The sequence below is a fragment of the Brevibacterium aurantiacum genome, assembly GCF_007558825.1.
Lineage (GTDB): Bacteria > Actinomycetota > Actinomycetes > Actinomycetales > Brevibacteriaceae > Brevibacterium > Brevibacterium aurantiacum_A.
In genome coordinates this window covers 326,525-339,115 of sequence record NZ_VLTK01000003.1, presented here as the reverse complement: position 1 = coordinate 339,115, position 12,591 = coordinate 326,525, and the positions used below count along the sequence as shown (strand labels likewise).

Here is a 12,591-nt window from a genome sequence, read left to right as displayed (position 1 = left end):
ACCGCGCAGCCCCAAGGAGGACGTGTGAGTACGCAGGCCGAATCGAACGGCTCCGACCATCCCATCGAGGTCGTCCTTGTGACGGGAATGTCCGGAGCGGGTCGGACCACAGTGGCCAATGTGCTCGAAGACATGGATTGGTACGTCGTCGACAATCTGCCTCCGCAGATGATGCGTCCCCTCGTCGAACTCGTCGCCCGTGCCGATGGGGCTCTGCCCAAGATCGCCATCGTCACCGATTCGAAGGGGCGGGCGAAGTATGAGGAGCTCGAAGACACGATCAGTGACTTCCTCGATCAGGGGCTGTCCCTGCGCATCCTGTACCTCGAAGCAGCCGATGAGGTTCTCGTCCGACGCTTCGAGTCCACTCGCCGCCCCCACCCGCTCCAGGGCGAAGGGACGCTGCTGGAAGGGATCGAGGGTGAACGTTCGGCGCTCGAATCGCTCAAACACCGGGCCGACATCATCATCGACACCTCAGAACTCAACGTCCATCAGCTCTCGACCCAGGTGCGCAAACGTTTCAGCACCGTCGATACTCCTCTGCTGCGCCTGACCGTGATGAGCTTCGGCTTCAAATACGGACTGCCCAAGGACGCCGACCACATCGCAGATGTTCGTTTCCTGCCCAACCCGTACTGGATTCCGCACCTGCGCGGACACAACGGACTCGACTCCGATGTCGCGGACTTCGTATTGGGTCAGAACGGGGCAGAAGAGTTCATCGAGCGCTACACCGCGACCCTTGACACGGTCTCACAGGGCTACCTCCACGAAGGTCGCGGCTATGCGATGATCGGCATCGGCTGCACCGGCGGAAAGCATCGCTCGGTGGCGATCAGCGAACGCGTCGCCAAGAGCCTCGCCGCGCAGACCGGTATTCCGGTCACCGTGCGCCACCGTGATCTGGGGAGAGAGTGAGATGGAGACCGAAGATCTCCCGCAGATCATCCCTGCCGTCAAAGACAAGGGACCCAAGATCGTCTCCTTCGGCGGAGGCCACGGCCTCTACTCTGCTCTTCGCGCCTTCCGTCTGCTCACCGAGTCTCTGACAGCAGTCGTCACGGTGGCCGATGACGGAGGTTCCTCCGGCAGGCTCCGCGACGAACTCGGCGGTCTGCCTCCTGGAGACCTGCGAATGGCTCTGGCTGCCCTCTGCGACGACGGGAACTGGGGTAAGACCTGGCGCGATGTGATCCAGCACCGCTTCGACTCCGACGGAGAGCTCAGCGGACATTCCGTTGGAAACCTGCTCATCTCGGCTCTGTGGCAGATCCATGGAGATCACGTCGCCGGCCTCGACTGGATGGCCAAGCTGCTGCGTGCCCACGGTCGGGTTCTGCCCATGTCCTCGGTCCCACTGACGATCGAGGCCGATGTGAAGTTCCCGGGCTCCTTCCAAGTCGTGCGCGGGCAGTCCGTGCTCGCCTCCACCCTGGGCCATGTTGAGACCGTCCGGCTCGATCCTCCGGTCCCACCGGCCCGACACGAGACGATCGAAGCCGTCGCTGAGGCGGATGTGCTCAATCTCGGACCCGGCTCCTGGTACACCTCGGTGATGCCGCATCTTCTCGTTCCCTCCCTTGCGGAGGCGATCGAGCGATCCTCCGCCGTGAAGTCCCTCACGTTGAACCTCAGCTCCAGCGACGGCGAAACAAGAGATCTCAGTCTCAGCGAACACCTCGTATCACTGCACAGGCACGCCCCCTCGCTCGAGCTGAGCTACGTGCTCGTCGACGAGGCCGCAACCCTGGTGGAACCTGATCTCGAGAGGTGTGCGCGTGAGATGTTCAACGCCAAACTGTGGGCCCGTCCGCTGCACTCACGGCGGGCAGGACAGCATGACACCCTCAAGCTCGCCGCGTGTTACCGTGACATGTTGGTGGACGCTGGGATCGGCGTGGACGAGCAGTGGTAGCAAATTCAGTTGCAGGAGGACGAACAATGGCACTGACCGCTCAGGTCAAGGACGAGTTGGCACGGGTGAAGATCACCCGCACTTCTGCTCGCAAAGCCGAAGTGTCGGCGATTTTCCGCTTCTCCTCCGCACTTCATCTCGTCAACGGTTCGATCGTGCTCGAAGCCGAACTCGACACCGCCCAGGCAGCAAAGCGTCTGCGCAGCGAGATCAAGGATCTCTACGGCCAATACGCTGACATCGTCGTCATCAACGCCGCCGGAATCCGCCGCTCGAACCGCTACCTCCTGCGAGTCACCCGCGACGGGGGTGCTCTGGCCCGCCAGACCGGTCTCGTCGACAATCGCGGACGACCAGTGCGCGGACTGCCGTCTGCGATCGTCAACGGCTCTGTTGCCGATGCCGAAGCCGCCTGGCGTGGAGCGTTCCTCGCCCACGGATCCCTGACCGAACCGGGCCGTTCCTCTGCCCTCGAAGTCACCTGCCCGGGACCAGAGGCGGCACTGGCCCTGGTCGGCGCAGCCCGAAGGCTGGGCCTGAGCGCGAAGGCACGCGAGGTTCGCGGCGTCGACCGCGTCGTCATCCGCGACGGTGACGACATCGCGGCCCTGCTCACCCGCATGGGCTCCCACAGTGCCGTCCTCGTGTGGGAGGAGCGTCGAATGCGGCGCGAGGTCCGTGCCACAGCGAACCGTCTGGCCAACTTCGACGATGCGAACCTGCGCCGCTCCGCCAGAGCGGCAGTGGCCGCCGGAGCCCGAGTCGAGCGCGCCTTGGAGATCCTCGGTGACGAGGTTCCCGAACACCTGCGCTACGCCGGTCAGCTGCGTGTGACACACAAACAGGCATCGCTGGAGGAGCTGGGCCAGCTGGCCGATCCGCCGATGACCAAGGACGCCGTCGCCGGTCGTATCCGGCGACTGCTCTCGACTGCCGACAAACATGCCGAAGATCTGGGAATTCCGGGCACAGAGGCCAGTCTCACCCCGGAAATGCTCGAAGATCGCTAAGATCGAGGCATGAGACGAATCGCCATCAACGGCTTCGGCCGTATCGGTCGTGCCCTGTACCGCCTGTCCCTCGAATCCTCATCTGACTTCGAGGTCGTCGCCATCAACGATCTCACCGACACCCAGACTCTGGCTCATCTGCTGGCCTATGACTCCGTATGGCCGCGCTTCGATCACACAGTCGAGGCCGACGAAGACTCACTGACCGTCGATGGGACCGCCATCGCGGTGCTCAGCCAGGCCGATCCTGCGCAGATCGACTGGTCCGCATACGAAGCTGAACTCGTGGTCGAATCCACCGGACGATTCACGCGACGTGACCAGGCCGAGGTTCACCTCGGCGGGACTGTGAAGACAGTCGTGCTCTCGGCGCCGGGCAAGGACGTGGACGGGACGTTCGTCATGGGCGTCAACGAAGCCGACTTCGACCCGGCCCAGCACACTGTCGTCTCCAACGCCTCGTGTACGACGAACTGCATGGCCACCATCGTCAAGGCCGTCGATGACGCCATCGGCGTTGAATCGGGCCTTCTCAACACGGTCCACGCCTACACCGGCGATCAGATGCTCGTCGACGGTCCGCACCGCGACCTGCGTCGCGCCCGTGCCGCGGCCGTCAACATCGTCCCGACGACAACCGGTGCCGCACGCACCGTCGGCAAGGTGATGCCGCACCTGGCAGGCAAGCTCGATGGACTCGCTGTCCGGGTCCCCGTTCCCGCCGGATCGATCATCGACTTCACCTTCACCCCGAAGAAGGGTGCCACGACCGAGGAGGTCAACGAGATCCTGGCGAAGGCTGCAGAGTCCTCGCCGTACCTCGAATACTCCACGGCACCTCTGGTGTCGACCGATATCGTCGGCACCACCGCCTCGGCGATCGTGGATTCCCAGCTCACGATGACGCTTGGCAACCAGATCAAGATCGTGGCCTGGTACGACAACGAATGGGGCTACACCAACCGCCTCAAGGACATGGTCAGCTACATCCTCGGTGAAAGGAACAAATGAGGACATACGACGACCCGCAGATCTTCTCCCACCGCACGGTCCTCGTTCGCAGCGACCTGAACGTGCCGATGGACGAGGGCACGATCACCGACCGTGGTCGCATCCTGGCCTCGGCCGGCACGATCAAGTCCCTCGCCGAGGCAGGGGCACGGGTGATTGTCATGTCCCACCTGGGGCGGCCAAAGGGTGCTCCCGATCCGCAGTTCTCGCTGCATCCGCTGGCTCCGGAACTCGCCGAGGCGATCGGTCGCGATGTCGTATTCGCCGCCGACACCGTCGGTGACGAAGCGACGACCAAAGCAGCGGCACTGGGTGATGGTGAAGTCCTTCTGCTCGAAAATCTGCGCTTCAACTCCGGTGAGACCTCAAAAGACGATGGTGAGCGGGGAGCCTTCGCGAAACAGCTGGCCGCACTGGCGGATGACTTCGTCTCCGACGGCTTCGGAGTCGTCCACCGCAAACAGGCATCGGTCTATGACATCGCAGACCTGCTGCCGCATTATGCCGGATCTCTCGTTCGGGCCGAGGTCGAAGTCAGTGATCGACTGCTGAACTCGCCACAGGCACCATTCACGGTCGTCCTCGGCGGATCGAAGGTCTCAGACAAGCTCGGCGTCATCGACAATCTCATCGATCGTGCTGACAACCTGCTCATCGGCGGCGGGATGGTCTTCACCTTCCTCGCCGCGCTCGGCCACGATATCGGATCCAGTCTCGTGGAGAAGGATCGAATCGGCGACGTCAAGGGCTACCTCAAACGTGCCGAAGGCGGGGGAGCGAACATCGTCCTGCCCACAGACATTGTGATGGCCGCGTCCTTCGCTGCCGACGCCGAGAACTGGGTGCGCCCCGTCGCGGAGCTCGAGTCGACACAAGCAGGTGCGCAGGGCCTGGGCCTCGACATCGGTCCCGAATCGGCCAAAGCCTATGCTGAGGTGATCGCAGACTCGACCACCGTCTTCTGGAACGGACCCATGGGGGTATTCGAATTCCCCGCTTTCGCTGCCGGAACCAAGGCAGTGGCAGAGGCACTGACCAACAAGCAAGACACCGACTCGTCTCGACTGACTGTCGTCGGCGGAGGTGATTCTGCTGCTGCCGTGCGCACACTCGGCTTCAGCGATGACGAGTTCGGGCACATCTCCACAGGAGGCGGTGCCAGCCTCGAATACCTCGAAGGCAAGACGCTGCCCGGACTCGAAGCACTCGCGTGAGAAAGAAGACGACAATGAGCGATCGGACCCTGCTGCTGGCTGGCAACTGGAAGATGAACCACGATCATCTCGAAGCGATCTCGAGTGTCCAGAAACTTGCTTGGGCACTTGAGGACGCCAAACTCGACGGGACGCAGTGCGATGTCGTCGTCATTCCTCCGTTCACCGACATCCGATCCGTGCAGACTCTCATCCAGGGTGACAAACTGTGGCTGACCTACGGTGCACAGGATGTCTCGCAGCACGAACCGGGAGCGCACACCGGAGAGATCGCAGCATCGTTCCTGGCCCGACTGGGCTGTACATATGTCGTCGTCGGTCACAGCGAGCGGCGTGCGAACAACGACGAGACCAATGATGTCGTCGCGGCCAAGGTCAAGGCCGCATTGGCCCAGGAGATCACACCCATCCTGTGCATCGGTGAGTCACTGGAACAGCGTCAGGAGAAGACCCACGTGGACTTCACTCTTTCGCAGCTCGAAGAGTCATTGGCCGGTCTCGATGCCGCGGCACTCGAAGGGCTCGTCATCGCGTACGAACCTGTCTGGGCGATCGGCACAGGGGAGACCGCGACGGCAGAGGACGCAGCCGAGATGGCCGCGGCCATCCGCGCCCGCCTGGAAGAGAAGCACGGCTCCGCATTGGCGTCGAGCACCCGGATCCTCTACGGTGGTTCGGTCAAGACCGATAACGTCGCTGAGATCCTGGCCTCCGACGATGTCGACGGCGCGCTCGTCGGGGGAGCGAGCCTCAACGGGCCCGATTTCGCCGCTTTGTGCAAGGCCGCAGTAGCAAAGTAGACTGACCACCAAATCCTCTGACGAAATATAGGTAGTTCTCGACGTGGAAATCCTCAACATCACACTCATCGTGCTGCTCGTTCTCACGAGCATCTTCCTGACACTGCTCATCCTTATGCACAAAGGCAAAGGCGGAGGCATGTCAGACATGTTCGGTGGCGGCATGTCCTCGTCGCTGGGTTCCTCGGGCGTGGCTGAGCGCAACCTCAACCGGTTCACGACTCTGATGGCGATCATCTGGGGTGCATGCATCATCCTGTTGGGTCTCATCACCCGTTTCAACGCCTGACGCAGACGTCTGCCGACGTCTGACTGCAAGTCCGCTCTCGGCTGCGAAGGCCCTGCCTGAGGGCTGTGGACGGAATATCGTCTGAGCCCACCTCGGCGTTCCAGCCACCATGACGCGGAGTTCATCTGCCAAGACGAAGGACCCTGACCGATTGGTCAGGGTCCTTCGTCGTACCCAGAGGAGTGATCTCCGGCTGGAAGTCAGCGCAGGTTTGGGGCCAGCACAGGTCGGAAGTCAGTCGACTCCGTAGTGGTGCAGGGGCTTCACGTCTGCAATCGCGCGACGCAGCTGAGCAAGGCCCTGTGCACGGTCGAGCAGGTGAACCCTGAGCACGGGGCGCCCCTTGTCCCGCAGAGCTGCGGCATCACCGAGGGCCTGAGCACGCTGCAGCTCAGTGAAGCCATAGGGGCGACCGGGAACCAGCAGATCCGTCCGGGGTTCGGCTGTGATCTGCAGGAACACTCCGTTGGGGTGACCGCCCTTGTGATACTGACCTGTCGAATGCAGATAGCGCGGTCCGAATCCGAACGTCGTCTGCACACCCGAATGCTGTGAGACCAGGGCTCTGAGGCCCTCGGCATCGGCGTCAGCGATGCGGTCGATGAACGCCTGCACACCGACGAATCCGTACTCGTCGACCTGTGCGAAGAGCTCTCCGATGGCGCCGACGAGGTCAGTGGCCTCCTCGAACTCACCGAATACCTCGACCTGTTCCTCGCAGAACGCAGGCTTTGCCGGCGCTGCCGACGAACCTTGTGAGAGGGCTTGCCTGGCATGTTCCTTAGCGGCCTCGACATCCGGCTGGTCGAAGGGATCGACCCCGATGCTGTAGCCGGCGATCGCAGTGGCGAATTCCCAGAAGACGAACAGCTCACCAAGGTCACCTTCGAGTTCCGAGTTGAACCCGGATGGTGCCTCGACCTCGGTGATGGGACCCAGAGTGCACAGCATGGCGTCTGCACGGGCGTCGAAGAAGCCGACGTCAGCGGCGCCGTCGACGACGACGGGCAGGATGCCCTGACCGTCCTTGCCCAAGGACTCTGCCACGAGCTGTTCGACCCATTTGCTCATCCCCGACAACGCTGGGTTGGTCTCGGCGAGGACGAGCTTCTCCGTTGCCCTGGCATGACCGATGCCCAGCCAGGTCCCGAACTGCAGTGCTGGATTGTCAGCAGTATCCGTTCCCAGACCGCCGACAGCCCCTGCCGCCGACTCCGCGATCGCGCGGACGTCGACACCGGCAAGACCGGCAGGGACGAGTCCGAAGGCCGACAGCGCGCTGTAGCGCCCGCCGACGGTCGCATCCGCGTGGAAGGTGGCCAGAAAACCCTGCTCGGTGGCCAAAGCGTCGAGCTCGGTCCCCGGATCGGTGATGGCGATCAGTCGAGACGCTGGATCGATGTCCACTGATTCGAAGGCCGCGGAGAACGCGCGGCGAATAGCGTCTGTCTCGATCGTCGTGCCTGATTTGGAGGCGACGATCAGGACGGTGTGGGACAGATCGGTTCCGATCGCCTCGGCGACCTGATTGGGATCGGTGGAGTCCACGACCTCGAGCCTGACCCCCGCGGATTGGGCCATGACCTCCGGGGCCAGCGACGAACCGCCCATCCCCGTCAGGCTGATCGAGCGCAGACCCTGCGCCTCCAGTCGGGTCCGCAGAGCCTCGATTTCATCGACGAGCTCCGCAGCCCGCTGCGGCAGATCCACCCAGCCCATGCGCGGCACAGGCTGCTCGTCGTCGGTGAACAAAGACGCATCCTTGGCCGCTAGACGGGAGGGGACACGCGCTTTGAGGAGACGCCCTACCTCGGCCTCGTAGTCTTCTGAGACCGGAACGCTGTGTTGGAGTCTCATGCGCGGTCCAAAGCAGTGCGAATCGTGTCCTGCAGCTCCGCCCAGCTGACGTCGAACTTCTCAAGTCCTTGCGTCTCAAGCACGGTCATCACCTCCGCATAGTCGATTCCGAGCCGTGCCAGACGGTCGAAGACCTCGTCGGCGGCCCGGTAGTTCTCCGGTGAGATCTCGGCAGTCACTTCACCGTGGTCGGCGAAGGCCTGCAGCGTAGGTTCGGGCATCGTGTTCACAGTGTTCTGGGCAACGAGTCCAGCCACGTACATCGTGTCGGGGTAGTCGGGGTTCTTGACTCCGGTCGACGCCCACAGCAGTCGCTGCGGCGTGGCACCCGCGAGCTCGAGGACCCGGAAGCGCTCCGACGTGAACAGCTGCGAGTGGATCTCATGGGCCAGCACGCAGTTCGCGATTCCTGCCCGTCCCTTGAGCTCTGCCCCGGCCGGGTCATCGAGGCCGTCCAGTCGTGAGTCGATCTCCGCATCCACGCGAGAGACGAAGATCGAGGCCACCGACTTGATCTGACTGAGATCATGCCCGGCGACACGAGCCTTCTCCAACCCCTGGAGGAAGGCTTCGACGACATGGCGGTAGCGGGTCAGGGAGAACACCAAGGTGACGTTGACGCTGATGCCTGCTGCGATGGTCTCGGAGATCGCGCGCAGTCCGGCTTCGGTCGCGGGGATCTTGATCATCGCATTGGGTTCGCCGACGCGCTCCCACAGAGCCTTGGCCGCCGCGACGGTGCCCTCGGCATCGTGTGCCAGTGGGGGAGCGACCTCGATGGACACGCGCCCGTCTTCGCCGTTGGTGGCGTCGTAGACAGGACGGAAGAGTCTGGCAGCGGCCGCGACGTCCGAGGTGGTCAGGGACTCGATCGCCTCATCGGCGGAGACCTTGCCCTCACCGAGCTCTGCAACGGCGGAGTCATAGCTGTCCGACCCGGCGATGGCATTTGCGAAGATCGTCGGATTCGTCGTCACTCCGGTGACGTTCGAGTCCTCGATGAGGCGTGCCAGGTCGCCGGACTCGAGACGTGTCCGTGACAGATCATCGAGCCAGATGGAGACCCCATGCTCGCTGAGCTGTGCCAGATTGCTGCTCATGCGTCCTCCTTCGCCGCTGCGATCGATTCCTCGGCTGCGGTGACGACAGCAGCCGGGGTGATTCCGAATTTCTCGTACAGCGTGGCGTAATCGGCCGAAGCACCGAAGTGCTCGATCGACACGGCACGGCCGGCATCGCCGAGGTACCTGTGCCAGCTCATCGCCGAGGCGGCTTCGATGCTGACACGAGCCTTGAGGGCACGCGGGAGGACCGCTCTGCGGTAGTCCTCGGGCTGAGCGTCGAACCATTCCTGGCACGGCATCGAAATGACACGTGCGGCGGTGCCTGCTGCCTGCAGCTCTTCGGCTGCTGCGATCGCAATGGCGACCTCGGAGCCGCTGGCGAGGATGGCTACCTCGGGCTCATCTGCGGTGTCGAAGAGCACGTAGCCGCCACGAGCCGCCTCGGAGGCAGGGGCGTACTTCTCACGGTCGAGGACCGGAACTGCCTGACGGGTGAGCACAAGTCCGCTGGGACCGTCGGTGCGATCAAGGATCCTGCGCCACACGACCGAGGTCTCATTCGCATCGGCTGGGCGCACCAGATCAAGACCGGGAATCGCACGCAAGGCGGAGAGATGCTCGATCGGTTGGTGCGTGGGTCCGTCTTCGCCGAGGCCGATCGAATCGTGGGTCCACACGAACACGTTCGGCAGCTGCTGCAGAGCGGCCAGCCGTATGGCCGGACGCTGGTAGTCGCTGAAGACGAGGAAGGTGCCGCTGTAGGGGCGCGTGCCACCGTGCAGGGCGATGCCGTTGCCGATGAGTCCGGCGGAGAATTCGCGGACGCCGAAGTGGATATTGCGCCCGTACTCGTTACCGGAGAAAGCACCGGTCGAACGATGTTCGGGCAGGAAGCTCGGATCGCCCTTGATCAGTGTGTTGTTCGATCCGGCGAGGTCGGCGGAGCCGCCCCACAGCTCGGGCATGGTTGCCGCGATGGCGTTGAGGACCTGCCCGGAGGCGGCGCGAGTCGCGATGCCCTTGTCGCTGGTATCGAAGACAGGGAACTCGTTGTCAAGTCCTGCTGGAAGTTCGCGCTTGGCCAGGCGGTCGAAGAGTTCGGCGTTGGCCGGGTTCGCCTCGCGCCAGGCGCTGTAGGACTCGTTCCACTCGATGTGGGCTCCGCGGCCGCGGTCCAGTGCCGAGCGGGTGTGGTTGAGCACCTCGGCGGGCACTGCGAAGGTCTCTTCGGGATCGAAGCCGAGGATCTCCTTCGTCGCCTTGATCTCGTCGTCGCCGAGTGCCGAACCGTGAGAGCCGCCGGTGTTCTGCGCGTTCGGGGCGGGCCAGGCGATGATGGTCGAGAGACGGATGAAGGAGGGACGGGGATCAGCCTTTGCCGCTTCCATAGCGGAGTGGAAGGCTTCCACGTCCTCCGTGTACTCGTCGCCGGCTCTGAAGTCGACGTGCTGGACGTGCCAGCCATACGCGGCGTAGCGGGCTGCTGTGTCCTCGCTGAAGGCGATCGCGGTATCGTCTTCGATGGAGATCCGGTTGTCGTCCCAGATCACGACCAGGTTGGACAGCTCCTGGGTTCCGGCCAGGGACGAAGCCTCACCTGACACGCCTTCCTCGAGGTCGCCGTCGGATGCCAGGACGACGACGGAATGATCGAAGGGCGAGGCACCGGGAGCGGCATCAGGGTCGAAGAGGCCGCGTTCGCGGCGAGAGGCCATGGCCATTCCCACCGCCGAGGCGAGGCCGGATCCCAGCGGTCCTGTCGTGATCTCGACGCCTGCAGTGTGTCCGACCTCCGGGTGGCCGGGAGTCAGTGAACCCCAGGTGCGCAGCGCCTTCAGATCGTCGAGCTCGAGGCCGAAGCCCGAGAGGTAGAGCTGGACGTACTGGGTCAGCGAGCTGTGCCCGCAGGAGAGAACGAAGCGATCGCGGCCGGCCCAGCTCGGATCGGCGGGATCATGATTGAGACCGTACTGGTAGAGGTAGTGTGCAACGGGAGCAAGACTCATCGCGGTTCCGGGGTGACCGTGTCCGGCCTTCTGCACTGCATCTGCGGCGAGGAGGCGGGCGGTGTCGACTGCGCGGTTGTCGAGTTCTGTCCAGGACAGGGAGTTCATGTCTTCGAGCGATCCTTCGTTCGTCTTAGAGGCGTGCACTCAAACTCTACCGCGCCGGGTCGCAAACGCGAGGGGTGAGATCGCCGACCCTGAGATCGCAAGCGCGTTGTCCTTCGGCAGCGGGGTCGTGGTTCCTGTTCGCGGCGGTCGCACCCGGCCTCTGCATCCTGTGGCTCAGATGTGCGGCACAATCTGGCTCCGAGACACAGCCCTCACCGACTGGCGAAAAATTCGACAGGGGGTAGAATCGGCATCGTGAGTGAACTTCGTCAGAACCAGGACACGCAGAGTGAACGCCCTCTGCAGAGGGCAGTCGACGAGGAACGACTCTCAAAACGCCCCCGCTCGATCATCAGTGCCTACATCGCCCTGACCAAGCCACGAGTGATCGAACTCCTGCTGGTGACCACTGCTCCGGTGATGTTCCTCGCCGCGCAGGGAATGCCGAATATCTGGCTGGTCATCAACACCCTCATCGGCGGCGCAGCTGCCGCAGCCTCCGCTTCGGTCTTCAACTGCTACGTCGATCGTGACATCGACGCGAAGATGGAACGCACCAAGCATCGCCCACTCGTGACCGGTGAGATCACACCACGGGCCGCACTCATCTTCGCCTTCGCACTGGGCCTGGGATCGATCTTCTGGCTCGGCGGATTCACGAACTGGGTGACCGCTGGACTCACCGCTTGTGCGATCCTGCTCTACGCGGTCTTCTACACCCTGATCCTCAAACGTCGTACCACACAGAACATCGTCTGGGGCGGCGCCGCGGGCTGCATGCCTGTGCTCATAGGTTGGTCTGCCGTCACCGGCGGACTGGCCTGGGAAGCCCTGCTGCTCTTCCTCGTGGTCTTCTTCTGGACGCCGCCGCACTACTGGCCGCTGGCGATCAAGTACAAGGCCGACTACGATGCCGCAGACGTTCCGATGCTGCCCTCGAAGGTCCCGCCGACGAACGTCGGTCGCCAGATGATCGCCTACACCTGGGCGATGGTGGCGTGCTCGCTGGCACTCATTCCGCTCGCCCCGATGGGCCCTGTCTACACAGGCGTCGCGGTTCTCGCCGGGGCTTGGTTCCTGTTCTCCTGCTATGCACTCGTCTCCCGGGCGAAGAAGGGCAAGAGCGGAACCTCGCTGAAGGCGATGAAGGTCTTCCACGGCTCGATCACCTACTTGTCGCTGCTCTTCCTCGCCGTCGCGATCGACCCGTTCGTCCTTCCCGGCTTCTGGTAAATCCCGATTCTGAGACCGGCGGGTTCTTCCCGGTCGAGGAGAGGCCGTCGGCACACGCGGACATCAACGTCCGCACATGAA

11 protein-coding genes are annotated in these 12,591 nt (G+C 63.5%); 8 read left to right on the top strand and 3 right to left on the bottom strand.

Annotated elements, in window-relative coordinates; all coding sequences use genetic code 11:
- Positions 1-24 precede the first annotated feature (24 nt).
- Genes rapZ through secG form a run of 7 tightly spaced genes read left to right on the top strand, consistent with a single transcriptional unit; the run spans position 25 to position 6,242 of the window.
- The gene (rapZ, locus tag FO013_RS06510) at positions 25-921 is read left to right on the top strand and encodes an RNase adapter RapZ (RefSeq protein ID WP_143921753.1); all 897 of its coding nucleotides are present in this window, start codon (positions 25-27) and stop codon (positions 919-921) included.
- 1 nt (position 922) lies between these two features.
- Entirely contained in the window at positions 923-1,918 is a 996-nt protein-coding gene (locus tag FO013_RS06505; protein ID WP_143921752.1) for a gluconeogenesis factor YvcK family protein, read from the top strand.
- Between the two features lie 26 nt (positions 1,919-1,944).
- Positions 1,945-2,928, top strand: coding sequence for a DNA-binding protein WhiA (gene whiA, locus FO013_RS06500; RefSeq protein WP_009881375.1), 984 nt, complete (start codon positions 1,945-1,947; stop codon positions 2,926-2,928).
- Positions 2,929-2,937: 9 nt separating this feature from the next.
- Positions 2,938-3,939, top strand: a complete 1,002-nt coding sequence (gene gap, locus FO013_RS06495; protein WP_143921751.1) for a type I glyceraldehyde-3-phosphate dehydrogenase — start codon at positions 2,938-2,940, stop codon at positions 3,937-3,939.
- Positions 3,936-5,153 (top strand): phosphoglycerate kinase, encoded by a 1,218-nt coding sequence (locus FO013_RS06490; RefSeq protein ID WP_143921750.1) that lies wholly within the window; start codon positions 3,936-3,938, stop codon positions 5,151-5,153. The genes gap and FO013_RS06490 overlap by 4 nt, the downstream gene beginning before the upstream one ends.
- Before the next feature lie 14 nt (positions 5,154-5,167).
- On the top strand, positions 5,168-5,953 hold the full coding sequence (gene tpiA, locus FO013_RS06485; RefSeq protein WP_143921749.1) for a triose-phosphate isomerase: 786 nt from the start codon (positions 5,168-5,170) through the stop codon (positions 5,951-5,953).
- A 43-nt stretch (positions 5,954-5,996) separates the two neighbouring features.
- A complete protein-coding gene (gene secG / locus FO013_RS06480; protein ID WP_143921748.1) occupies positions 5,997-6,242 on the top strand; it encodes a preprotein translocase subunit SecG in 246 nt (81 codons plus the stop codon).
- A 234-nt stretch (positions 6,243-6,476) separates the two neighbouring features.
- Here the strand turns inward: secG and FO013_RS06475 are convergent, their stop codons facing one another.
- Genes FO013_RS06475 through tkt form a run of 3 tightly spaced genes read right to left on the bottom strand, consistent with a single transcriptional unit; the run spans position 6,477 to position 11,277 of the window.
- Positions 6,477-8,099, bottom strand: coding sequence for a glucose-6-phosphate isomerase (locus tag FO013_RS06475; RefSeq protein WP_143921747.1), 1,623 nt, complete (start codon positions 8,097-8,099; stop codon positions 6,477-6,479).
- Complete coding sequence (gene tal, locus FO013_RS06470) at positions 8,096-9,199, bottom strand: transaldolase (RefSeq protein ID WP_143921746.1); 1,104 nt, start codon at positions 9,197-9,199, stop codon at positions 8,096-8,098. The genes FO013_RS06475 and tal overlap by 4 nt, the downstream gene beginning before the upstream one ends.
- Positions 9,196-11,277, bottom strand: a complete 2,082-nt coding sequence (gene tkt, locus FO013_RS06465) for a transketolase (protein WP_143921745.1) — start codon at positions 11,275-11,277, stop codon at positions 9,196-9,198. The genes tal and tkt overlap by 4 nt, the downstream gene beginning before the upstream one ends.
- Positions 11,278-11,532: 255 nt before the next feature.
- Here tkt and FO013_RS06460 point away from each other — a divergent pair, with 255 nt between their 5' ends.
- Positions 11,533-12,510 carry a heme o synthase gene (locus tag FO013_RS06460; RefSeq protein WP_143921744.1) on the top strand — a complete coding sequence of 326 codons (978 nt, stop codon included), beginning with the start codon at positions 11,533-11,535 and terminating at the stop codon, positions 12,508-12,510.
- Positions 12,511-12,591 lie beyond the last annotated feature (81 nt).